General features: G+C 64.4%; 19 protein-coding genes. 13 read left to right on the forward strand and 6 right to left on the reverse strand.

Going from position 1 to position 23758, the window contains the following annotated elements; genetic code table 11:
* Window positions 1-81 precede the first annotated feature (81 nt).
* A complete protein-coding gene (locus AC1RCO_RS25715) occupies window positions 82-1569 on the reverse strand; it encodes an NCS1 family nucleobase:cation symporter-1 (protein WP_492618162.1) in 1488 nt (495 codons plus the stop codon).
* A gap of 622 nt (window positions 1570-2191) precedes the next feature.
* Here AC1RCO_RS25715 and hydA point away from each other — a divergent pair.
* The 3 genes from hydA (at window position 2192) to preA (ending at window position 6492) form a co-directional block, all read left to right on the forward strand.
* Window positions 2192-3631, forward strand: a complete 1440-nt coding sequence (hydA, locus tag AC1RCO_RS25720; RefSeq protein WP_053150960.1) for a dihydropyrimidinase — start codon at window positions 2192-2194, stop codon at window positions 3629-3631.
* A gap of 218 nt (window positions 3632-3849) precedes the next feature.
* Window positions 3850-5217, forward strand: coding sequence for an NAD(P)-dependent oxidoreductase (locus AC1RCO_RS25725; RefSeq protein WP_492618163.1), 1368 nt, complete (start codon window positions 3850-3852; stop codon window positions 5215-5217).
* A complete protein-coding gene (preA, locus tag AC1RCO_RS25730) occupies window positions 5218-6492 on the forward strand; it encodes an NAD-dependent dihydropyrimidine dehydrogenase subunit PreA (RefSeq protein WP_011060842.1) in 1275 nt (424 codons plus the stop codon).
* A 178-nt stretch (window positions 6493-6670) separates the two neighbouring features.
* On the opposite strand, the gene AC1RCO_RS25735 is transcribed toward preA, so the two are convergent.
* On the reverse strand, window positions 6671-7291 hold the full coding sequence (locus AC1RCO_RS25735; RefSeq protein WP_011060841.1) for a TetR/AcrR family transcriptional regulator: 621 nt from the start codon (window positions 7289-7291) through the stop codon (window positions 6671-6673).
* A 264-nt stretch (window positions 7292-7555) separates the two neighbouring features.
* On the opposite strand from AC1RCO_RS25735, the gene AC1RCO_RS25740 reads away from it, so the two are divergent.
* Genes AC1RCO_RS25740 through copD form a run of 3 tightly spaced genes read left to right on the forward strand, consistent with a single transcriptional unit; the run spans window position 7556 to window position 9267 of the window.
* Window positions 7556-7990 carry a GNAT family N-acetyltransferase gene (locus AC1RCO_RS25740; protein ID WP_011060840.1) on the forward strand — a complete coding sequence of 145 codons (435 nt, stop codon included), beginning with the start codon at window positions 7556-7558 and terminating at the stop codon, window positions 7988-7990.
* Between the two features lie 29 nt (window positions 7991-8019).
* Window positions 8020-8388 carry a copper homeostasis periplasmic binding protein CopC gene (gene copC / locus AC1RCO_RS25745; RefSeq protein WP_220224217.1) on the forward strand — a complete coding sequence of 123 codons (369 nt, stop codon included), beginning with the start codon at window positions 8020-8022 and terminating at the stop codon, window positions 8386-8388.
* A gap of 3 nt (window positions 8389-8391) precedes the next feature.
* Entirely contained in the window at window positions 8392-9267 is an 876-nt protein-coding gene (gene copD / locus AC1RCO_RS25750) for a copper homeostasis membrane protein CopD (RefSeq protein WP_492618164.1), read from the forward strand.
* Window positions 9268-9492: 225 nt separating this feature from the next.
* Here copD and AC1RCO_RS25755 read toward each other — a convergent pair whose 3' ends face one another.
* Together AC1RCO_RS25755 and AC1RCO_RS25760 are read right to left on the reverse strand one after the other, a co-directional pair.
* Complete coding sequence (locus AC1RCO_RS25755; protein ID WP_492618165.1) at window positions 9493-10617, reverse strand: HlyD family secretion protein; 1125 nt, start codon at window positions 10615-10617, stop codon at window positions 9493-9495.
* Window positions 10614-12275, reverse strand: a complete 1662-nt coding sequence (locus tag AC1RCO_RS25760) for an MFS transporter (protein ID WP_011060836.1) — start codon at window positions 12273-12275, stop codon at window positions 10614-10616. Before AC1RCO_RS25760 ends, AC1RCO_RS25755 begins: the two co-directional genes overlap by 4 nt.
* 208 nt (window positions 12276-12483) lie before the next feature.
* On the opposite strand from AC1RCO_RS25760, the gene dapF reads away from it, so the two are divergent.
* Complete coding sequence (gene dapF, locus AC1RCO_RS25765) at window positions 12484-13278, forward strand: diaminopimelate epimerase (RefSeq protein WP_174395510.1); 795 nt, start codon at window positions 12484-12486, stop codon at window positions 13276-13278.
* Between the two features lie 15 nt (window positions 13279-13293).
* Here the strand turns inward: dapF and AC1RCO_RS25770 are convergent, their stop codons facing one another.
* The gene (locus AC1RCO_RS25770) at window positions 13294-14778 is read right to left on the reverse strand and encodes a DASS family sodium-coupled anion symporter (protein WP_065363802.1); all 1485 of its coding nucleotides are present in this window, start codon (window positions 14776-14778) and stop codon (window positions 13294-13296) included.
* A 262-nt stretch (window positions 14779-15040) separates the two neighbouring features.
* Here AC1RCO_RS25770 and AC1RCO_RS25775 point away from each other — a divergent pair, with 262 nt between their 5' ends.
* Both AC1RCO_RS25775 and AC1RCO_RS25780 read left to right on the forward strand, forming a co-directional pair.
* Window positions 15041-16648: a methyl-accepting chemotaxis protein gene (locus AC1RCO_RS25775; RefSeq protein ID WP_492618166.1), complete on the forward strand. Its 1608-nt coding sequence runs from the start codon at window positions 15041-15043 to the stop codon at window positions 16646-16648.
* 117 nt (window positions 16649-16765) lie between these two features.
* Window positions 16766-17962, forward strand: a complete 1197-nt coding sequence (locus AC1RCO_RS25780) for a cyclic di-GMP phosphodiesterase (RefSeq protein ID WP_342403576.1) — start codon at window positions 16766-16768, stop codon at window positions 17960-17962.
* A 3-nt stretch (window positions 17963-17965) separates the two neighbouring features.
* Here the strand turns inward: AC1RCO_RS25780 and bkdR are convergent, their stop codons facing one another.
* On the reverse strand, window positions 17966-18454 hold the full coding sequence (gene bkdR / locus AC1RCO_RS25785) for a Bkd operon transcriptional regulator BkdR (protein WP_011060831.1): 489 nt from the start codon (window positions 18452-18454) through the stop codon (window positions 17966-17968).
* A 196-nt stretch (window positions 18455-18650) separates the two neighbouring features.
* Here bkdR and AC1RCO_RS25790 point away from each other — a divergent pair, with 196 nt between their 5' ends.
* The 4 genes from AC1RCO_RS25790 to lpdA are packed head-to-tail and all read left to right on the forward strand — an operon-like array spanning window position 18651 to window position 23646.
* Entirely contained in the window at window positions 18651-19886 is a 1236-nt protein-coding gene (locus tag AC1RCO_RS25790; protein ID WP_065363800.1) for a 3-methyl-2-oxobutanoate dehydrogenase (2-methylpropanoyl-transferring) subunit alpha, read from the forward strand.
* Between the two features lies 1 nt (window position 19887).
* On the forward strand, window positions 19888-20946 hold the full coding sequence (locus AC1RCO_RS25795) for an alpha-ketoacid dehydrogenase subunit beta (RefSeq protein WP_011060829.1): 1059 nt from the start codon (window positions 19888-19890) through the stop codon (window positions 20944-20946).
* Entirely contained in the window at window positions 20947-22251 is a 1305-nt protein-coding gene (locus AC1RCO_RS25800) for a dihydrolipoamide acetyltransferase family protein (RefSeq protein WP_492618167.1), read from the forward strand.
* 3 nt (window positions 22252-22254) lie between these two features.
* Window positions 22255-23646, forward strand: coding sequence for a dihydrolipoyl dehydrogenase (lpdA, locus tag AC1RCO_RS25805; protein ID WP_041117646.1), 1392 nt, complete (start codon window positions 22255-22257; stop codon window positions 23644-23646).
* The last annotated feature ends 112 nt before the right edge of the window (window positions 23647-23758 follow it).

Raw genomic sequence — 23758 nt, forward strand, 5'->3', positions numbered from 1 at the left:
CGTCGCCCGTGCCGACGCCTTCGCTGGCAAGCCAGCTCCTACGGGACGGGGGTGGTGCCCGCGAGCACGCTGGCTGGGTGTTCATGTTGGGGTCTTGGCGGTGGCCACCTGGGGGCTGCGCAGGCTGCACAGGCCGTAGTAGATCAACCCGCCCAGGGCCGAGCCGGTGAACCAGCCGTAGCTGTAGAACCAGTTGAAGGCGCTGCTGCCCAGGGACATCAGGGTCAGGGCCACCGGTACGCCGAAGGCGATGAAACCGTGCCAGTTCCACGCCGGGTAGACGTCGTCGCGGTACAGGCCGGCCAGGTTCAGGCGCTGTTTCTTGATGATGAAGTAGTCCACCACCATGATCCCGGCAATCGGCCCCAGCAGGCTGGAATAACCCAGCAGCCAGTTGGAATACACGGTCTCCAGGCTGACGTCGGAAATCAGCAGGCCGAGTTTTTTCAGCAACTCGTGGCCCATCAGCGCCAGCCCCACCAGGCCGGTGAGGATCACCGCGGTGGTGCGGCCGATCAGCTTGGGCGCCAGGTTCTGGAAATCGTTGGTGGGCGAGACGATGTTGGCCGCGGTGTTGGTGGACAAGGTGGCGATGATGATCAGCGCCATGGCCAGGGCCACCCAGCCCGGGCTCTGGATGTGGCCGATCAGGCTCACCGGGTCGGACACCGTGACCCCCACCAGTTTCACCGAGGCGGCGGTCATCACCACCCCCAGGGCGGCGAACAGGAACATGGTCAGCGGCAAGCCGAAGATCTGCCCGAGGATCTGGTCCTTCTGGCTTTTCGCGTAGCGGCTGAAGTCGGGAATGTTCAGCGACAAGGTGGCCCAGAAACCCACCATCGCCGTGAGCCCGGCCATGAAGTAGCCGGTGACGCTGGCGCCTTCGGGACGCTTGGGCGGGATCGCCAACAGCTCAGTCAGCGACACGCTGGGCAAGGCCCATACCAGCAGGCCGATGCCCACCGCCACCAGCAGCGGCGCGGACAATGTTTCCAGCCACTTGATCGACTCGGCGCCGCGCAGCACCACCCACAGGTTGAGGGTCCAGAAAATCATGAAGCCGATCACCTCGCCGGTGCCGCCCAGGGCCTTCCAGCCCTCGAAGATCGAGCCCAGGAACAGGTGGATCGCCAGCCCGCCGAACATCGTCTGGATGCCGAACCAGCCGCAGGCCACCAGGGCGCGGATCAGGCACGGCACGTTGGAGCCGATGATGCCGAACGAGGAGCGCAGCAGCACCGGGAACGGAATGCCGTACTTGGTGCCGGCAAAGGCGTTGAGGGTCAGGGGCACCAGCACCACGATATTGGCCAGCAGGATCGCCAGCAGCGCCTCGCCGACACTGAGGCCGAAGTAGGCGGTGAGCACCCCGCCCAGGGTATAGGTGGGCACGCAGATCGACATGCCGATCCACAGTGCGGTGATGTGCCATTTGTTCCAGGTGCGCTCCTGGACCTGGGTCGGTGCGATGTCGTGGTTGTAACGGGGGCTGTCGAGTACGTCGCTGCCGGCGTCCAGCTCGTACAAGCCAGCGCGCTCGGTCACCTGGGATCTGATCTGTTGCATGGCCGCTCCACTGTTGTTCTGATTATTTTGCTCATCAGGCCGGCGCACCAAGGGACAGCGCGCCGGACGATGGCCGGAGAACTTACGACTTCCACCCTCCGGCACATCGACCTGCGGCGGCACTCAATAAAGATGCCAAGTACTTGCGCGGTCGTTGCTGCACGGCTGGCGGAATCCATGTAAACAACTGATGTCATTGGGTTTTATGCAAGCAACTTTCAAGCCCCTGGTTAGTTGCCAATCCACTCAGGCCGGGTGTTTGGCAAGTTGTCCATTCGATCAGGACCCAAAGCAGTGCACGGTTATTTTTCTAGTTATTTCCCGGCCTTCCCAGCGCCTCCTCAAGCAGCTGATTTGACATAGGAAATCTCGACTATTTTTCGATCCTGTCAAGTGCGTCAAAATGGTGAGAGGCTGCACCATTTTGCAGATTTGAACTTTTAATCATTATATTTCAACAAGTTATATTGAATATAAGCTTATAAAAAATATTCTTGATGTTTCTTTGAAGTGCGACTAGCTTCTAATCCTGTCACCTATGACAGGATTGTTTAAGTTATCAGTGCGTTCAATAAAAAAGTTAGAACCGACAGCAGTCGGTCATGCCTGCGAGGAACTCCGAATGTCTCTGTTGATCCGTGGCGCCACCGTTATTACCCATGATGAAAGTTATAAAGCCGATGTGCTCTGCGCAGACGGTCTAATTCGCGCCATCGGCAACAATCTGGATATTCCCGTCGGTTGCGAAGTGCTCGATGGCAGCGGCCAATACTTGATGCCCGGCGGCATCGACCCCCATACCCACATGCAGCTGCCCTTCATGGGCACCGTGGCCAGCGAAGACTTCTTCAGCGGCACGGCGGCGGGCCTGGCGGGGGGCACCACCTCGATCATCGACTTCGTGATTCCCAACCCCCAGCAGTCGTTGCTGGAGGCCTTCCAGCAGTGGCGCGGCTGGGCGGAAAAATCCGCCAGCGACTACGGCTTCCACGTGGCCATTACCTGGTGGAGCGAGCAGGTGCGCGAGGAAATGGCCGAGCTGGTGCAGCACCACGGCATCAACAGCTTCAAGCACTTCATGGCCTACAAGAACGCCATCATGGCCGCCGACGACACCCTGGTGGCGAGCTTCGAGCGCTGCCTGGAACTGGGGGCGGTACCCACGGTACACGCGGAAAACGGCGAGCTGGTGTATCACCTGCAACGCAAGCTGCTGGCCCAGGGCATTACCGGGCCGGAAGCCCACCCGTTGTCGCGGCCTTCGCAAGTCGAAGGCGAAGCCGCCAGCCGGGCCATTCGCATCGCCGAGACCCTGGGCACGCCGCTGTACCTGGTGCACGTCTCGACCCAGGAAGCCCTGGACGAAATCAGCTATGCCCGGGGCAAGGGCCAGCCGGTCTACGGTGAAGTGCTGGCCGGGCACCTGCTGCTGGACGACAGCGTGTACCGCGACCCGGACTGGCAGACCGCCGCCGGCTACGTGATGAGCCCGCCCTTCCGCCCCCGTGGCCATCAGGAGGCCCTGTGGCGCGGCCTGCAATCGGGCAACCTGCACACCACCGCCACCGACCACTGCTGCTTCTGCGCCGAACAGAAAGCCGCCGGCCGCGACGACTTCAGCAAGATCCCCAACGGCACCGCCGGCATCGAGGACCGCATGGCCGTGCTCTGGGATGAAGGGGTGAACAGCGGGCGCCTGTCGATGCAGGAGTTCGTCGCCCTGACCTCCACCAACACCGCGAAGATCTTCAACCTCTACCCGCGCAAGGGCGCGATCCGCGTCGGCGCCGACGCCGACCTGGTGCTCTGGGACCCGCAAGGCAGCCGCACCATTTCCGCCAAGACCCACCACCAGCAAGTGGACTTCAACATCTTCGAGGGCAAGACCGTGCGCGGCGTGCCCAGCCACACCATCAGCCAGGGCAAGCTGGTGTGGGCCGACGGCGACCTGCGGGCCGAACGCGGTGCCGGGCGCTACATCGAGCGCCCGGCCTACCCGGCGGTGTTCGACCTCTTGAGCAAGCGCGCCGAGCGGCACAAGCCGACGGCGGTTAAACGCTGAGACCGGGGGGGGCGTTGCCCCCCTATCGCGAGCAAGCTCGCTCCTACAGAAACCCATGCCCCCTGTAGGAGCTGGCTTGCCAGCGAAGGCGCCCGAAGATCCCTTGTAAGAGTCAAAGGCCTATTCGCCGGCAAGCCGGCTCCTACGGATATGGGTGATCCCAGCTATAGAAAATGCCCGTCAGAGGCAACCAAGAAACGAACCGTGAGGCCAAAACCGTGATCAAGACCTTGAACCACTTGCCCCACCCGACCCTGGACAACGCCACCCTGGCCGGCCACTTCAGCGACCTGGCGCCGCCGCTCAACGCCCGCCAGGCCCACCTGGAAGCTTCGCGCTGCCTGTATTGCTACGACGCGCCCTGCGTCAACGCCTGCCCCAGCGAGATCGACATTCCTTCGTTCATCCGCAATATCCACACCGACAACGTCCAGGGCGCGGCGCAGAAGATTCTCTCGGCCAACATCCTCGGCGGCAGTTGCGCAAGGGTCTGCCCCACCGAGATCCTCTGCCAGCAGGCCTGCGTGCGCAACAACGCCCAGGAGTGCGCGCCGGTGCTGATCGGCCTGCTGCAACGCTATGCCCTGGACAACGCGCACTTCAGCGAGCACCCATTCCAGCGCGCCGCACCTACCGGCAAGCGCATTGCCGTGGTCGGCGCCGGCCCGGCGGGTTTGTCCTGCGCCCACCGCTGCGCCCTGCACGGCCACGAGGTGGTGATTTTCGAAGCCCGGGAAAAAGCCGGCGGCCTCAACGAATACGGGATCGCCAAGTACAAGCTGGTGGATGACTTCGCTCAGCGGGAACTGGAGTTCCTGCTGGGCATTGGCGGCATCGAGATCCGCCATGGGCAGAAACTCGGCGCCAACCTGAGCCTGACCGAGCTGCATCAGGAGTTCGACGCGGTGTTCCTCGGCCTCGGGCTGGCCGCCAGCAAGCAACTGGGGCTGGAGCATGAAGACGCCCCCGGGCTGCTGACCGCCACCGACTACATTCGCGAATTGCGCCAGGCCGACGACCTCAGCCAGTTGCCCCTGGCCGAGCGCTGCATCGTGCTCGGCGCTGGCAATACCGCCATCGACATGGCGGTGCAGATGGCGCGCCTGGGTGCCAGTGACGTCAATCTGGTGTACCGCCGGGGCGTCGAGGACATGGGCGCCACCGAGCATGAACAGGACATCGCCAAGGCCAATCAGGTGCGCCTGCTGACCTGGGCCGCGCCGCAACAGGTGCTGCTGGATGACCAGGGCCGGGTGCGCGGCATGCGCTTCGCCCGTACCCGCATGGTGGAAGGCCGCCTGCAAACCACCGGCGACACCTTCGAACTGGCCGCCGATGCGATCTTCAAGGCCATCGGCCAGAGCTTCGACGCTACAGCCCTGAGCGACCCGCTGGCCCGGGAGCTGCAACGCAGCGGCGAACGTATCCAGGTGGACGAACACCTGCGCACCAGCATTCCCGGAGTCTACGCCGGCGGCGACTGCGTCAGCCTCGGCCAGGACCTCACCGTGCAGGCGGTACAACACGGCAAGCTGGCCGCAGAAGCCATGCATGCCCGACTGATGCTCAACCAGGAGGCGGCATAAATGGCCGATCTGTCGATTGTCTTCGCTGGTATCAAGGCGCCCAACCCGTTCTGGCTGGCCTCCGCGCCGCCCACCGACAAGGCCTACAACGTGGTCCGCGCGTTCGAGGCCGGCTGGGGCGGTGTGGTCTGGAAAACCCTGGGTGAAGACCCGGCGGCGGTCAACGTGTCGTCGCGCTACTCGGCGCACTTCGGGCCCAACCGCGAGGTCATGGGGATCAACAACATCGAGCTGATCACCGACCGCTCCCTGGAGATCAACCTCAAGGAAATCACCCAGGTGAAGAAGGACTGGCCGGATCGGGCGCTGATCGTCTCGCTGATGGTGCCCTGCGTCGAAGAGTCGTGGAAAGCCATCCTGCCGCTGGTGGAAGCCACCGGTGCCGACGGCATCGAACTGAACTTCGGCTGCCCCCACGGCATGCCGGAACGGGGCATGGGCGCGGCGGTGGGCCAGGTGCCGGAGTATGTCGAGCAGGTGACCCGCTGGTGCAAGACCTACTGCTCGCTGCCGGTGATCGTCAAGCTGACGCCGAACATCACCGACATTCGCATGGCCGCCCGCGCCGCCCATCGTGGCGGGGCGGACGCGGTGTCGCTGATCAACACCATCAACTCCATCACCAGCGTCGACCTGGAGCGCATGGTGGCCCACCCCATGGTGGGCAGCCAGAGCACCCACGGCGGTTATTGCGGCTCGGCGGTCAAGCCGATCGCCCTGAACATGGTCGCGGAAATTGCCCGCGATCCGCAGACCCGCGGCCTGCCGATCTGTGGCATCGGCGGCATCGGCAGCTGGCGCGATGCGGCGGAGTTCGTCGCCCTGGGCTGCGGCGCGGTGCAGGTGTGCACGGCGGCGATGCTGCATGGCTTTCGCATCGTCGAGGAAATGAAGGATGGGCTGTCGCGGTGGATGGACAGCCAGGGCTATCGCAGCCTGCAGGACTTCTCCGGGCGCGCGGTGGGCAACACCACCGACTGGAAGTACCTGGACATCAACTACCAGGTGATCGCCAGGATCGACCAGCAGGCCTGCATTGGCTGCGGCCGCTGCCATATCGCCTGCGAAGACACCTCGCACCAGGCGATTGCCAGCCTCCGGCAAGCCGACGGCAGCCATGTATATGAAGTGATCGACGACGAATGCGTGGGCTGCAACCTGTGCCAGATCACCTGCCCGGTGCAGGACTGCATCGAGATGGTGCCCCAGGACACGGGCAAACCGTTCCTCGACTGGCTGCACGACCCGCGCAACCCCTACCGCGAAGCTGTTTGAGAGAGAGGCCTGCTCTTGCCGGCGAAGGTGGTCTTGCGGGCCTCTTCGTTGGCAAGCCAGCTCCTACGGCTGGCAGGAATATCGCGGGAGGTTCTGTAGGAGCCGGCTTGCCGGCGAAGGCGGTCCTGCGGGCCCCTTCGCTGGCAAGCCAGCTCCTACGGGAAGCGGCGATGCAGGTTCAGGGTTCCAGGCCGATGCCGCGCAGGATGACGCTGGTGACGGTCTGCACCGCCCGTTCGAATTGCAGGTCCGACAGGGGCTGGTGGTCGTTGAGGATCATCACTTGATGATCGAAGTCGGCGTAATGCTGGGTCGAGGCCCAGATCATGTACAGCAGGCTCGACGGCTCCACCGGCAGGATCCGCCCGTCCTCCACCCACTGGCGGATCTTCGCTTCCTTCATCTTCGCCCAGTCGTACAGGCTGGCATCCAGGGTCTCGCCCAGGGTCGGGGCGCCGTGCATGATTTCGTTGGCCCAGACCTTGGAGCCATAGGGCCGGCTGCGTGAATGCTGCATCTTGGCGCGGATGTAGCTGCTGAGCACCACCCGCGGGTCATCGAACATCTCGAAGCACAATGCGTCCTGTTTCCACACATCCAGCAGGTCCAGGAGCACAGCGCTGTACAGCTCGTTCTTGGTGCTGAAGTAGTAATGCAGGTTGGAGCGCGGCAGTTGCACTTCTTCGGCAATGTCGGCCATGGCGGTGCCGGCATAGCCTTTTTCAGCGAAGATTTTCTCGGCACCCAGGAGGATCTTTTCCACGTTGCTGCGACGAATCTCGATCTTGTGATTGCCCATGAGGGCTCCTACGAAAACAGTCTGGGGCAAGACTAGCATCCGCCCGCCCGCTGCGGGGAGCTGTCAAGCCTGCGACATCGCCGGCCTGCGTCGGTCTTTCGCCACCCGGCCATATTGGGTAGGATCGGCCTCCCGCTCATTTGCAGCAGCCACTGCGGTGCTCCGTCCAGGCGTTAATTCGCGACACGGGCATACAGGTCTCTGCCCGAATGCCGGCCCTGCACCATCGCCGGCCATCTGTCCTGTTACCGATGGAACATGCTCATGAAGATTCGCCCTCGCGTCGCTGCGGACGACGCCCTGCTGACCGCGCTCTGGGAGCGTTCGGTCCGCGCCACCCATGACTTTATCGCTGAAGACGATATCCAGCGCCTGTACCCGCTGGTACGCGACAGCTACCTGCCGGCCCTTGAGGCCTGGGTCTGGGAGAACCCCGACGCCAGCCCCGGCGGTTTTATCGCCACCAGCGACGACACGGTACAAATGCTGTTCATCGAACCGGCCCAACGGGGCCAGGGCATCGGTCGAAAGCTCCTGGATCACGTACGCCGTCCCGGCCTCAAGGTCGACGTCAACGAACAGAACCCCCAGGCCCATGGTTTCTACCGTCGCTACGGCTTCGTCGACTGCGGTCGTTCGGAAACCGACGGTGAAGGCCGGCCGTTTCCGATCATTCACATGCAGTTGCAAGACCAATGAGCCCCATTCTCTTTAAAGGTAAACCTGCCATGTCCCTGAAAAACCTCTTCACCACCACCGCCCTGCTGTCCTCCCTGCTGGCCGCCAGTTCGGTGTTCGCCCACGCCCACCTGAAAAGCTCGACCCCGCCGGCCCAAGGCAGTGTCAGCGCGCCCAGCGAGCTGCGTCTTGTATTCACCGAAGGCGTGGAAGCGGCCTTCACCCAGGTCAAGCTGAGCAAGGACGGCGCCCCGGTGGAGGTCAAAAGCGTCGCCACCGAAGGCGCGGACAAGAAGACCCTGGTGGTCACCCCGGCCGCCACGCCGCTGCGCGCCGGCGAGTACAAGGTGGAATGGCACGCCGTGTCGGTGGATACCCACAAGAGCGAAGGCAGCTACAGCTTCAAGGTGAGCCAGTAATCCATGGCGTCATGGCTGGTGCTGTGCCGCTTCGTGCACTTTGCGGTGGTGCTGACCCTGGTCGGGGCCTGGGTGTTTCGCCCGCTGCTGCTGGGCCGTGATTCAGCACACAACGGCCATGGCGCCGTGCATCGACAGCTCGACCGGCTCAGCCGCTGGCTGGCGCTGGCCGGCCTGGGCAGCGGCCTGTGCTGGTTGCTGCTGATCACCGCCAGCATGGCCGGCTCCTGGTCGGCGGCGCTGGACCCGGCGACCGTGCAGTTGGTGCTGGGCAAGACCTTCTTCGGCCAGGTGTGGAGCTGGCACCTGTCGCTCAACCTGCTGTTGCTGGGCCTGCTGCTGACCCCGCTGGGCCGGCGCCTGCCACTGCAACTGGGCCTGGGCGCCCTGCTCCTGGCAACCCTGGCTCCGGTGGGCCACGGTGCCATGCTCGATGGGTTGGCGGGGCAGTTGCTGATCCTCAATCAGATCGTGCATTTAAGCAGCGTCGCCATCTGGTTGGGGGGCTTGCTGGTGTTGTTGCTGGTGTTGCGGCAACCCGCTGGGCTGTCTGTCGAGCCCTTGTTAAAACGCTTCAGCGGCGTAGGTTATGGGCTGGTAACCGGCTTGCTGCTAACCGGCCTGATCAACGTGCGGGTGCTCACCGGGCAATGGTGGCCGACTCCATTGTTCAATGGTTTTGCCCTGATCCTGCTGATCAAGGTGCTGCTGGTGGCGGGGATGCTGGGGCTGGCGCTGTTCAACCGCCTGCGAATCCGCGGTTGCGACCAGCGCCTGTCGAGCCTGCGCAACAGCGTGCAGCTGGAATGGCTGCTGGGTGTGGCCGCAGTGGCGGCGGTCTCGTTGTTGGGCACCTTGCCGCCGATGCAGGCGGTCTAAACCTCAGCCTGTAGGAGCTGGCTTGCCAGCGAAAGCGTCGGCAGCATCGCTGCAAATCTTACGAACCGCTTCGCCGGCAAGCCGGCTCCTACGCAAAGCATCGAGCCTTGGGAAAACCCAGCCCTTGCAGGAGCTGGCTTGCCAGCGAAGGCGTTTGCAGCATCGGTGCAAATCTTGCCGGCCCCTTCGCCGGCAAGCCGGCTCCTACGTGAGGTGCTGTGTCGGCTATTGGCTGGTATCAATGCTGACCACCACCGACAACCCCGGGCGCAGGCGTTCAAGCTCTGGCTGGTCCGGGTCGACGGTGATCCGCACCGGCACCCGCTGGGCAATCTTGACGAAGTTGCCGGTGGCATTGTCGGCCTGCAGCAAGGCGAACTCGGAACCGGTGGCCGGGGAGATCCGCTGCACCTTGCCGGTGAATTTGCGGTGGTTCAGGGCGTCCACGGTAAAGCTCACCGGCTGCCCGACCCGGACGTTGTCCATCTGGGTTTCCTTCATGTTGGCAATCACCCACAGCTGGTTCGGCACCAGGGCCATGAGCTGGGCGCCGGAGTTGACGTAGGCCCCCAGGCGCACGCCGATCTGCCCCAGATGGCCGTCCCGCGGGGCGAGGATGCGGGTGTTGGACAGGTCGATCCGCGCCAGTTCCACCGCGGCTTCGGCGCTGGCCACCGCCGCTTCCAGGGAGCCGCGGTTGACGATCACGGTCTGCAGGTCCTGGCGGGCTATTTCCAGTTGCGCCTGGGCCTGGGCCACGGCGGCCACGGTCTGGGCATTGGCCGCGCGGGTCACGTCCAGTTCACGCCGGGACACCGAGCCGTCGGCAATCAGTGCTTCGTTGCGTTGCAGGTCGGCCGCGCTCTTGCGCGCCTGGGCCTGGCTGTCGGCCAGGGCCGCCTGGCGCAGCTTGATGGTGGCTTCGGCGCTGTTGCGCTGTTGCAGGGCATTGGCCAGGGCCGCCTTCTGCACCGCCAGTTGCGCCAGGGACTGGTCCAGGCGCTGCTGGTAGATGCGGTCGTCAAGGCGCACCAGCAGGTCGCCGGCCTTGACCTGCTGGAAGTCCTGCACCGGCACCTCGAACACGTAGCCACTGAGCTGCGGGCCGATGATTGTCACCTGCCCCCGCACCAGGGCGTTCTCGGTGCTTTCGATGGCGCTGGAGAAGGGTGGCAGTTGCCAGGCGTAGAGCACGATCAGCACACCGACGATGGCGATGGCGGCAAAGCCCAGGGACGAGATGATGCGCACCGCCAGCGGCCGTGGCTCGGTGGCCGGCATGGTCGGCGGGCCGCTGGGCTCGGGAGTCGAGGCAATGGCGTTGGTGGTGGGGTTGACGGTTTCGCTCATGAAGAAGAGGCACCACTTTGTTGAACGGGAGCCGGGGCGGCAGGCGCGACCGCTTGGGTCGTGCTCATCAGCCACAGGCTGCGAATGAATATCCAGATCATGGTCAGTACCGCAATCACCGCGATCAGCATGAATACATCGTTATAGGCCAGTACGTTGGCTTCGCGCGTGGCCGCGGTGGCCAGGCTGCGTATGCCTTGCAGGGTGCGCAGGTCCGGGTCGGCGATGACCTTGCCGTAGGCCGCCCCGCCGCTCTGTACCCGGGCCAGGACCTGGGGATCGAGCAGGGTCAACTGCTCGACGATATGGCTGGAATGGTACTTCTCGCGCACGATCTGGAAGGTCCCGAGCAAGGCCGAACCGATCAGCCCGCCGAGGTTCTGGCAGATGCCGAACAGCACCGAGAAGCTCACCAGGTTGCGCGGGTTGGTCAGCACGTTGCGGGTGCCCAGGACCATGGTCGGGCCAAGAAAGAACGTGCCGCCGAAGGCCAGCAGGAACTGGCTGAAGTACATGTTGGCCGGGCGCGTGAGGTTGCTCGAAAAGCTGTCCATTACCGACCCCACGGCCATCAGCGCCAGGGAAATGACCAGTGGCATCAGCAGGTGCGCCGGGTTGATGGTCAGGGCGCTGGTGGCCAGCCCGGCAATGCTGCCCAACAGCATCACGCCGTAGAGCATGCGCATCTGCTGGCTGCTCATGTTCAGCGCCTGGAGAAAGCCTACGGCGCCGGTGGACTGTTCCGACAGCACCATGCGAATCAGTATCACTGCCAGGGCCAGACGGATTATCGCCCCGCTGCCCAGCCAGCGGGTCATCAGCATCGGGTTGCTGCGGTTATGTTCGATGCACAGCCCCGCCATGATCAGCAGGATCGAGGCGGCGCTGGCGTAGCCGATCCACGGCGCCTCCAGCCACCAGTCGATGCGCCCCAGGGACAGCACCGCGCACAGCAGGGCCACGCCAGTGGCCAATAGGGCAAAGGTCAGGAAATCGAGTTTCTCGAAGGTACGGAAGCGGTCCCCCGGCGGCAGCTTGAGCATGAACACGCAGCCCAGGGAGGTCAGCGCCAGGCCCAGTTCGAACAGGTACAGGCCGCGCCATTCGGCAATCTGCAGCAGGTCCTCGGAAAACAGCCGGGCCAGGGGCAAGGCCAGTTGCGAGGCGCCCAGCCCTAGCACCAGGGCCTTGAGCCGCCACTTCGCCGGGAAGGCCTGGACCATGTAGTACAGGCCCAGGGAGCTCAGCGCCGCGCCGACCATGCCGTGGGCCGCCCGCACGGCGATGGCCGAGCTCAGGTCGTTGACGAACAGGTGGCCGAAGGTCACCAGGGCGTAGAGCACCAGGAACACTTCGGTGAAGGCGCGCAGGCCGAACTGCTGGCGAAACTTCACCAGCAACAGGTTCATCGACACGTTGGTCATCACGTAGGCGGCCGGCAGCCAGGCCATTTCCGCGGTGGTCGCCCCCAGCGCCCCCTGCAGGTACGGCAGGTTGGCGATCACCAACGAGTTGCCCAGGCCACCGGTGATGGCCACCAGCAAGCCCACCAGCGCGTAGGCCAGGCGCTTGTGGGTAGGGTGCAACGGTGTCGAGGGGGAGCCGGGCAAGCTGGGCTTTTCGTGGGGCTGCCAGTTGCGCGGGGCGTAGTGATCCATGCCATGACCTTGTGCTGTGCCGGCCGCTGTTGCGGCGGTCGGCGATATTCCCGGTGGTCCGGCAGTGTGCCGGAAAATCCCGCCGCCCAGGCAATGCCCGGGCTTGCAGGATGAATTTTATTTTAAGGCGCTGGCGTCGGTGGCTTTTTTTCGGAATCCTGCATGCGCTGCCCCCCGCCCTTCCCTGCCCTCGCCTGTTGGAGCCCGAATGCCGCTGAACTTTGTGAAGATGCACGCCAATGGTGACGACTTCGTGCTGATCGATGCCCGTGGCCGCACCAACCCGATCACCCGCGAGCTGGCCAGGGCCCTGGGGGACCGCCGGCGTGGCATCGGTTTCAATCAGTTGGTGGTGCTCGGCGATTGCAGCGACAGCGCGGCGCAACTGACCTTCTTCAACGCCGATGGTTCCAGCCTGGACACCTGCGGCAGTGCCACCCGGGGCGCCGCCGACCTGCTGATGCAGGAAAGCGGCGTCACCTCGGTGCAGGTGAAAACCGCCCGCGGCCTGCAGCAATGCCTGCGCATTGAGGATCGGTCGGTGTCGGTGGAAATGGGCCTGCCTTCGTTCGACTGGCAGTCCATCCCCCTGGTCCGAGAGCTGGACAGCCTGCACCTGCCACTGCCGGGAACACCGGCGGCGTGCAGCATGGGCAACCCCCATTGCAGTTTTTTCGTCGACGACCTGGCACCGCTGGACATTGCCACGCTGGGCCCACAGATCGAGAGCGACCCGCTGTTTCCACACAAGACCAATGTGCACTTCATCCAGGTGATCGACCGCCAGACCATCCGCCTGCGCATCTGGGAGCGCAATGGCGCCATCCCCCTGGGTTCCGGCTCCTGCTCCTGCGCAGCGGCAGTCAACGGCATCCGCCGCGGCCTGCTGGACAGCCCGGTGCGGGTGCTGTGCGATGGCGGGCCGGTGACGGTGAGCTGGGACGGCCAGGGCAAGGTGCGCCTGGCCGGCAGCGTGACCCGGGTGTTCAGCGGGTCACTGTGAAGGGATTTACTTTTCCTACATCCAGCCCAGCCATTTCCACCAGGTCATGGCGAACACCAGCATCAGCAGGTAGCCGATCAGCGTCACCAGCAGCCCGACCTTGGCGAACTGCCGCGCGTTGAAGGTCTCGGTGCCCAGGCAGACCATGTTCTGCGGCGCGTTGATCGGCAGGATGAAGCCGTAGCTGACCACAAAGCCCAGGAGCATGGTCATGCCCAGGCGGCTGAACTCACCCGGCAGGGTCTGCAGCACGGCGATCAGGATCGGCAGCAAGGCCGAAGTCAGCGCCGTGGCGCTGGCGAACCCCAGGTGGATGAGGATCAGGAACGCCGCGAGAATCGCGAACACCGCCAAAGGCCCCACCTGGTCCAGGCCGGTATGGGCCACTACCTGGCTCCCCAGCCATTGCCCGGCCTGGGTGCTGAGCAGCGCCGACCCCAGGCTGATGCCGACGCCGAAGACGATCACCGTGCCCCAGGGAATGCGCGACTGCACATCCTTCCAGGTCATGATGCCGATCCGCGGCAGCAGCAGTATCACCAGCCCGGCGTAGGTGGTGGTCGTGGTGTCGAAGGGGTGCAGCTTGCCTTCGGTGGACCAGGCCAACAACAGCAGCACCGACACCGCCAGCAGGCGTTTCTGCGGCCCGGTCATGGGCCCGATGTCCGCCAGGGACTGGGCCACCGCCTCCTTGCCGCCGGGAATGCTGTCGGTTTCAGGCGGCAGCAGTTTCAGCACCAGCCACAGCAGCACCAAAGACATGATCACCGCCCAGGGCGCCCCGGCGATCAGCCAGTCGAGCCAGGCCACGCGCTGGCCGAGCATCTTGTCCATGAAGCCCACGGTCAGCAGGTTCTGCGCCGCAGCGGTCTGGATCCCGACGTTCCAGATGCTGGTGCCCTGGGCCACGACGATCATCAGCCCGGCGGCGATATTGGAGCGCTTGTCGACGCCGAAGGCGGCAATCACCCCCATCATGATCGGCACCACGCAGGCACTGCGGGCCGTGGCGCTGGGCACCAGCAGGCTGAGAAGGATGGTCACGGCAATAGCCCCGATAAGGATGCGCCGGGTGCTGGTGCCGACCCGGGTCAGGGTCACCAGGGCGATGCGCCGGTCGAGGCCGGTGTGGGTCATGGCGGCGGCGATGAACAAGGCACCGGCCACCAGGGCCAGGGCCGAATTGGAGAACCCGGTGAGGGCCAGGCCGATGGCCGCCGAGCTGCCATAGAGCTGGCTCGGGTCCTGCAGGGTCGGCGCGGTGCCGATGAGGAAGGCCATCAAGGCGGTGATCATGATCGCGCTGGCCTCGTAGGACACCGCCTCGCTGATCCACACCACCACGGCAAAGGCCAGGATCGCCAGCATCCGGTGCCCCGCCACCGGCAGGTCGGCGGGCAGTGGCAACAGCAGCACGGCAACCATCGCCAGCACGGCGATCAGCAATCCAATCGGTAATACAGCCTTGGCCGTGGGCGCCGTTGTTTCAGGCTTGGACATGGGCCTTTTCCTTTTCAATTGGACAGGCGCCGAGCATGGCGCAAAACCCCGGAAAGCGCCTTGATGAAGGTCAAGCACGGCGTCCTGCAAGGGCTCAAGCTGTCTGCGGGCTGAACAGGAAAACACCCGTAGAAATATTTTTTTACATCTATGCAGATTTTTCACAACTTTGAGATCAGAGTGATATCAAGGCGACAAGGAGTCGAAACGTACTTGGCTGTATCACTCCAACCTGCAAGGTGCCTTTATGGTGACAAGAAACATGAAACTGACTTCCAGGGCGCTACTGAGTTTCGGCGCCATCTGTGTACTGCTGATTGGTCTGGGAGGGCTGGCACTGTGGAAAATGGGACAGATTCACGACGCGGCACTGGATCTGCAAACCAACTGGCTGCCCAGCGTCAGGCAAGCCACGAAAATCGAATCCGGCACCTTGCGCGTGCGCCTGGAAGCACTGCACTACGCCACTGAGAACGATGCCCAGAAAGCCGCTTCGCTGGACAAGCTGGGGACCCTGAAGGCCAGCCTGGCCCAGGCCATCAAGGATTACGAACCGCTGGTTTCCAGCGCCGAGGAAAAAACCACCTTTGATCAGGTCAAGCGCGGCGCCCAGGACTACCTGGACAAGCTGGCGGTGCTGATCGAGAGCAGCAAGACCAACACTGCACAACAGACCAGCGACTACATCAACCAGGTCACCGTGCCCCTGGCCAACACCCTGCAGTCCGCCATCGAGGCACTGATCGCCATCAACGAAAACGGCGCCGAGCACTCCGCCAACCAGGCAGGCCAACAGTTCGACACCGGCCTGACCCTGACCTCGGTGATCATCGTCCTGGCGATTGTCCTGACGATCCTCATCGCCACCCTGTTCACCCGCAGCATCATCCGCCCGGTACTGTCGCTGCTGGCCACCACCCAGAAGATCGCCGAGGGCGACTTGCGGGCCCAGGTGGAAGTCAGCGGCCAGGACGAGCTGACCGACCTGCAGAAATCCACCCAGGCCATGCTCGACAGCCTGAAATCCACCATCCGCCACATCGCCGATTCGTCCACCCAACTGGCTTCCGCGGCCGAGGAAATGAGCGCCATCACCCGCGAGTCCAACGCCGGCATCCAGCAACAGAGCATGGAGACCGACCAGGCCGCCACCGCGGTCAATGAAATGACCGCTGCGGTGGAGGAAGTGGCGCGCAACGCGGTGTCCGCCTCGCAATCCACCCAGGCCTCCGAGCGCTCGGCCGGGCTGGGCAAGGAGCGGGTCGAGCAGACCATCCACTCCATCGAGAAACTCACCGGCACCGTGGAACACACCCGGCTGGAAATGGCCGGCCTGGCCCAGCAGGCCCAGGACATCACCAAGGTCCTGGATGTGATCCGCGCCATTGCCGAGCAGACCAACCTGCTGGCCCTGAACGCCGCGATCGAGGCCGCCCGGGCCGGGGAACAGGGCCGCGGCTTCGCCGTGGTGGCCGATGAAGTACGCGCCCTCGCCCACCGCACCCAGCTCTCGACCCAGGAGATCGAGCAGATGATCCAGGGCATCCAGAGCGGTTCGAGCAAGGCTATGCTGTCTATGCAGCAAAGCAGCGAGGACGCCAGCCAGACCCTGGCCATCGCCCACGAGGCCGGCGCCGCCATCGGTCATATCACCCAGGCCATCAGCGAAATCAACGAACGCAACCTGATGATCGCCACCGCCTCGGAGGAACAGGCCCAGGTGGCACGCTCGGTGGACCAGAACCTGATGAGCATCCGCGACCTGTCGCTGCAAAGCTCGTCCGCCGCCAGCCAGACTTCCATCGCCAGCAGTGAACTGTCGTCACTGGCGGTCAGTCTGAACAAACTGGTGGCACGCTTCTCCCTCTGACCGGGCGCGACCGGTCAAGCGGTTCAGGATAAGTAACGGCAAGGAGCGTTATCGATCAGCCAGCCCGGGCCGCCTCTTGGCGCCCGGGCCGGTCTGAATCAGGTGGGGGGCTCGACCGTGCTCAAACTCATTTCCGTGCAGCAGTTGCAGATGGGCATGTATATCCACCAGTTCTGCGGTTCGTGGCTGGACCATTCGTTCTGGAAAGCCGGCTTCGTGCTCAATAGCCACGCCGACCTGCAGCGCCTGCGCCAGTCCAATGTCAGCAGCCTGTGGATTGACTCGGACAAGGGCCTGGACCTGCCGGCGAACCCGCAGCCCAGCGCGCCGGCCGCCCAGCCGCCGCTCAAGGGCGAAGCCCCGCTGCGGGTCGAGCGGGCCGAGGAAATCCAGCGTGCGCTGAAGATCTGCGCCCACTCCAAGAAGGCGGTGATGCAGATGTTCCAGGAGGTGCGCATGGGCCAGGCCATCGAGCTGGTCCAGGTGGACGAGCTGGTGCACAACATCTCCAGCTCGCTGCTGCGCCACCCCGACGTGCTGATCAGCCTGGCCCGGCTCAAGACCGCCGACGACTACACCTACATGCACTCGGTGGCGGTCTGCGCGCTGATGGTGGCGGTGGCCCGGCAACTGGAGCTGCCGGTGGAGCAGGTGCACCAGGCCGGAGTCGCCGGGCTGCTGCACGACATCGGCAAGCTGACCATCCCCGACAGCATCCTCAACAAACCGGAAAAACTCTCCGCCGACGAGTTCGAGCGGGTCAAGCTGCACCCTGCCGCCGGTGGTGCCATCCTGCGCCAGAACCCGCAGCTGGACGCGCTGGTGCTGGATGTGTGCCTGCACCATCACGAAAAGATCGACGGCAGCGGCTACCCGCACCATCTGGCGGGGGAGCAGATCAGTCTGTTCGCACAGATGGGCGCGGTCTGCGACGTGTATGACGCCGTGACCTCGACCCGCCCCTACAACCGTGGCTGGGACCCGGCCGAAGCCTTGCAGCGCATGTCCGGCTGGACCGGGCATTTCGGCCCGCGGGTGTTGCAGGCCCTGGTCAAGTGCGTGGGCATCTACCCGGTGGGTTCCCTGGTGCGCCTGAACAGCGGCAAGCTGGCGGTGGTCCTGGAGCAGAACAGCGAGTCGCTGCTACTGCCCAAGGTCAAGGTGTTCTTTTCCACACGCTCGAAGATGCCCCTGCCGCAACGGGTCCTGGACCTTTCACGGCTGCAGGGCGAGGAACACATCGTCGCCCGGGAAGCGCAAGAGGCCTGGGACTTCAAGCAACTGCAACAGCTGTGGAGCGAAGTCCCGGCCTGAACCTCAGGTGCCCAGGGTCAGGCCGTTGGCCGGCAAGGGCAGCGCGGTCTTGTAGCGCACCTGTTTGAGGGCAAAGCTGGAACGGATATTGGCCACCCCGGGGACCTTGGTCAGGAAGTCCATCATGAAGCGTTCCAGGGACTGGATGCTGGGCACCAGCACCCGGATCAGATAGTCCGGATCACCGGCCATCAGGTAGCACTCCATCACCTCCGGGCGGTCGGCGATGGCCTCCTCGAAGTGCTGCAGGGCCTCTTCCACCTGCTTCTCCAGGCTGACGTGGATGAAAACATTGACGTGCAACCCCAACAGGTCGGCATCCAGCAGGGTCACCTGCTCGCGGATCAGCCCCAGCTCCTCCATGGCCTTGACCCGGTTGAAGCACGGGGTGGGCGAAAGATTCACCGAGCGGGCGAGGTCAGCGTTGGTGATGCGGGCATTCTCCTGAAGACTGTTGAGAATGCCGATATCGGTACGGTCCAGTTTGCGCATGAGACAAAACAACCTGTTTTTTATGTTTATGCAGATTTTTTATCTGCAAATACCGTCCAGCGCAATGAAACAGAGATAAATATTCTTCTACGCCCGGCCTATGATGTTTGTAGGACAAGATTTCTCTTACCCAGGGAATGACTGTCAGCTAGCGCGCCCAATTACAAGAAATCCACAAGATCGAGCGTAGAAAGCCATGACCCCAGCGTATGCACCGCTACGCCTGCACGTTCCCGAGCCCTCGGGGCGTCCCGGCTGCAAGACCGACTTCACCTACCTGCGTCTGAACGATGCCGGCCTGGCCCGCAAACCTCCTATCGATATCGAACCTGCCGACTGCGCCGACCTGGCCCGTGGCCTGATCCGCGTGCTCGACGATCAGGGCAACGCCCTGGGCGACTGGGCCGCGGACGTGCCTGTGGAGATCCTCCGCCAGGGCATGCGCGCCATGCTCAAGACGCGGATCTTCGACAACCGCATGGTGGTCGCCCAACGGCAGAAGAAGATGTCCTTCTATATGCAGAGCCTGGGCGAGGAAGCCATCGGCAGTGCCCAGGCCCTGGCGTTGAACATCGACGACATGTGCTTCCCCACCTACCGCCAGCAAAGCATCCTGATGGCCCGGGAAGTGCCGCTGGTGGAGATGATCTGCCAACTGCTGTCCAACGAGCGCGATCCGCTCAAGGGGCGCCAGCTGCCGATCATGTACTCGGTGAAGGAATCCGGGTTCTTTACTATCTCCGGCAACCTGGCGACCCAGTTCGTGCAGGGCGTGGGCTGGGGCATGGCCTCGGCGATCAAGGGCGATACCAAGATCGCCTCGGCCTGGATCGGCGACGGCGCCACCGCCGAGTCGGACTTCCACACCGCCCTGACCTTCGCCCACGTGTACCGCGCACCGGTGATCCTCAACGTGGTCAACAACCAGTGGGCGATCTCCACCTTCCAGGCCATCGCCGGCGGTGAAGCCACCACCTTCGCCGGACGCGGCGTGGGCTGCGGCATCGCTTCGCTGCGGGTCGACGGCAACGACTTCATCGCCGTCTACACCGCCTCGCGCTGGGCCGCCGAACGTGCCCGCCGCAACCTTGGCCCGACCCTGATCGAGTGGGTCACCTACCGCGCCGGCCCGCACTCCACCTCCGACGACCCGTCCAAGTACCGCCCGGCCGACGACTGGAGCCACTTCCCCCTGGGCGATCCGATTGCCCGCCTCAAGCAGCACCTGATCAAGATCGGCCAGTGGTCCGAAGAGGAACACGCCGCGGTCAGTGCCGAGCTGGAAGCCCAGGTCATCGCCGCCCAGAAGGAAGCCGAGCAGTACGGCACCCTCGCCGGCGGCCAGATCCCCAGCGCCGCGACCATGTTCGAGGATGTCTACAAGGACATGCCCGAGCACCTGAAACGCCAACGCCAGGAACTGGGGATCTGAGATGAACGATCACAACAACAATATCCAGCTGGACACCGCCATGACCACCACCACCATGACCATGATCCAGGCCCTGCGCTCGGCCATGGATGTGATGCTCGAGCGTGACGACAACGTCGTGGTGTTCGGCCAGGACGTGGGCTACTTCGGCGGCGTGTTCCGCTGCACCGAAGGCCTGCAGGCCAAGTACGGCACCTCGCGGGTGTTCGACGCGCCGATCTCGGAAAGCGGCATCGTCGGCGCGGCCATCGGCATGGGCGCCTACGGCCTGCGCCCGGTGGCGGAAATCCAGTTCGCCGACTACGTCTACCCGGCCTCGGACCAGATCATTTCCGAAGCCGCGCGCCTGCGCTATCGCTCCGCCGGCCAGTTCACCGCGCCCATGACCCTGCGCATGCCTTGCGGCGGCGGCATCTACGGCGGGCAGACCCACAGCCAGAGCATCGAGGCGATGTTTACCCAGGTCTGCGGCCTGCGCACCGTGATGCCGTCCAACCCCTACGACGCCAAGGGCCTGCTGATCGCCTCCATCGAGAACGATGACCCGGTGATCTTCCTCGAACCCAAGCGCCTGTATAACGGCCCGTTCGACGGCCACCACGATCGCCCGGTAACCCCCTGGTCGAAACACCCGGCGGCCCAGGTGCCGGACGGCTACTACAAGGTCCCCCTGGACGTGGCGGCCATCGCCCGCCCGGGCAAGGACGTGACCATCCTCACCTACGGCACCACCGTCTATGTGTCGCAAGTGGCGGCCGAGGAAACCGGCATCGACGCCGAGGTCATCGACCTGCGCAGCCTGTGGCCCCTGGACCTGGACACCATCGTCAAGTCGGTGAAGAAGACCGGCCGTTGCGTGGTGGTGCATGAAGCCACCCGTACCTGCGGTTTCGGCGCCGAACTGGTGTCGCTGGTGCAGGAACACTGCTTCCACCACCTGGAAGCCCCGATCGAGCGCGTCACCGGTTGGGATACGCCGTATCCCCACGCGCAGGAGTGGGCATATTTCCCAGGGCCGTCCCGAGTGGGCGCGGCGCTGCAACGGGTCATGGAGGTCTGAATGGGCACGCACGTTATCAAGATGCCGGACATCGGCGAAGGCATCGCGGAAGTTGAACTGGCGCAGTGGCACGTCAAGGTCGGCGATCAGGTAGTGGAAGATCAGGTTCTGGCAGACGTGATGACCGACAAGGCGATGGTCGACATCCCCTCCCCGGTGCACGGCAAGGTCATCTCCCTGGGCGGCGAGCCCGGTGAAGTGATGGCGGTGGGCAGCATCCTCATCAGCATCGAGGTCGAAGGCGCGGGCAACCTCAAGGAATCCGCCCAGGCAGCCGCACCGACGGCAAAAGAGCCGGCAGCTATTAATAAGCCCGTGGCCGCCGCGCCAGTGGCCCAAGCCCCCAAAGCGGAAAAACCCGTCGCCAGTCCAGCAGCAGCCTGCCGCCCAGCGCCCCAGGCACCGGTGGCCCGGGAAGCCGACGAGCGTCCGCTGGCCTCGCCGGCGGTGCGCAAGCATGCCCTGGACCTGGGCATCCAGCTGCGCCTGGTGCAAGGCAGCGGCCCGGCCGGGCGCATCCTGCACGAAGACCTGGACGCCTACCTGGCCCAGGACAGCCAGCCGCTCAAGGGTTACTCGGCGCCAGGGGCCGGCTATGCCGAGCGCCATGATGAAGAGCAGATCCAGGTCATTGGCATGCGCCGCAAGATCGCCCAGCGCATGCAGGAGTCCAAGCATCGCGCCGCGCACTTCAGCTATGTCGAGGAAGTGGACGTCACCGCCCTGGAAGAGCTGCGCATCCACCTCAATGAAAAGCACGGCGCCACCCGCGGCAAGCTGACCCTGCTGCCGTTCCTGGTGCGGGCCATGGTCGTCGCCCTGCGCGACTTCCCGCAGATCAACGCCCGCTATGACGACGAAGCCCAGGTCATCACCCGCCACGGCGCGGTGCATGTCGGGGTCGCCACCCAGAGCGACGTCGGCCTGATGGTACCGGTGGTGCGCCACGCCGAAGCCCGCAGCCTGTGGGGCAATGCCGAGGAAATTTCGCGCCTGGCCCAGGCCGCTCGCAGCGGCAAGGCCGCCCGGGATGAACTCTCCGGTTCCACCATCACCCTCACCAGCCTCGGCGCGCTGGGCGGGATCGTCAGCACGCCGGTGCTGAACCTGCCGGAAGTGGCGATTGTCGGGGTCAACCGCATCGTCGAGCGGCCCATGGTGATCAAGGGCCAGATCGTGATCCGCAAGATGATGAACCTCTCCAGCTCCTTCGATCATCGGGTGGTCGACGGCATGGACGCTGCGCAATTCATCCAGGCCATTCGCGGCCTGCTCGAACAACCCGCCACGCTGTTTGTGGAGTAAGACATGCAACAGACTCTCAATACCCAACTGCTGATCATCGGCGGCGGCCCTGGCGGTTACGTGGCGGCGATCCGTGCCGGCCAGCTGGGCATCTCCACCATTCTGGTGGAAGGCCAGTCCCTGGGCGGCACCTGCCTGAACATCGGCTGCATCCCGTCCAAGGCGCTGATCCATGTCGCCGAGCAGTTCCACCAGACCCGCCACCACAGCCAGGGCTCGGCCCTGGGCATCGAAGTGGCGGCGCCAACCCTGAACATCGGCAAGAGCGTGGAATGGAAGGACGGCATCGTCGACCGCCTGACCACCGGGGTCGCCGCGCTGCTGAAGAAAAACAAGGTCCAGGTGATCCAGGGCTGGGCCAGGGTCATCGACGGCAAGACCGTGGAAATCGAAGGCGCCGATACCCGCATCCAGTGCGAGCACCTGCTGCTGGCCACCGGTTCGAAAAGCGTCAACCTGCCGATGCTGCCCATCGGCGGGCCGATCATTTCCTCCACCGAGGCCCTGGCGCCCAAGACCCTGCCCAAGCGCCTGACCGTGGTCGGCGGCGGCTACATCGGCCTGGAACTGGGCATCGCCTACCGCAAGCTCGGGGTCGAGGTCAGCGTGGTGGAGGCCCAGGAACGCATCCTGCCCGCCTACGACGGCGAACTGACCCAGCCGGTGCTGGACTCGGTGAAGCAGTTGGGGATCAAGCTCTACCTCAAGCACAGCGTGCTGGGCTTCGATGCCGCCAGCAGCAGCCTGCAGGTACGCGAGCCCAATGGCGACACCCTGAACCTGGCCACCGACCAGGTACTGGTGGCGGTGGGCCGCAAGCCCAACACCCAGGGCTGGAACCTGGAAAGCCTGAACCTGGACATGAACGGCGCGGCCATCAAGATCGACCACCGGTGCCAGACCAGCATGCGCAACGTCTGGGCCATCGGCGACCTGAGCGGTGAGCCGATGCTCGCGCACCGGGCCATGGCCCAGGGCGAGATGGTCGCCGAGCTGATTGCCGGCAAGCACCGGGAATTCAACCCGGCAGCGATCCCCGCGGTGTGCTTCACCGACCCGGAACTGGTGGTGGTGGGCAAGACCCCGGACGAGGCCCGCGCTGCCGGCCTGGATTGCATCGTCAGCAGCTTCCCGTTCGCGGCCAATGGCCGGGCCATGACCCTGGAATCGAAAAGCGGTTTCGTGCGGGTGGTGGCCCGAAGTGACAATCACCTGATTGTCGGCTGGCAGGCAGTGGGAGTCGGAGTCTCCGAGTTGTCCACGGCGTTCGGCCAATCCCTGGAAATGGGCGCGCGCCTGGAAGACATCGGCGGCACCATCCACGCCCACCCGACCCTGGGTGAAGCGGTCCAGGAAGCGGCGCTGCGGGCACTGGGCCACGCCCTGCATCTGTAACCATTCAAGGGGCACACAGGACAGTGCCCAGGTAGGAGCGCGGCTGGCCCGCGAAAGGGCCAGCGTGGACAGCCAAGCGGCCTTCGCGAGCAAGCTCGCTCCTACAGGGGTA

Source organism: Pseudomonas sp. GW823-FHT03E05, from assembly GCF_058796855.1.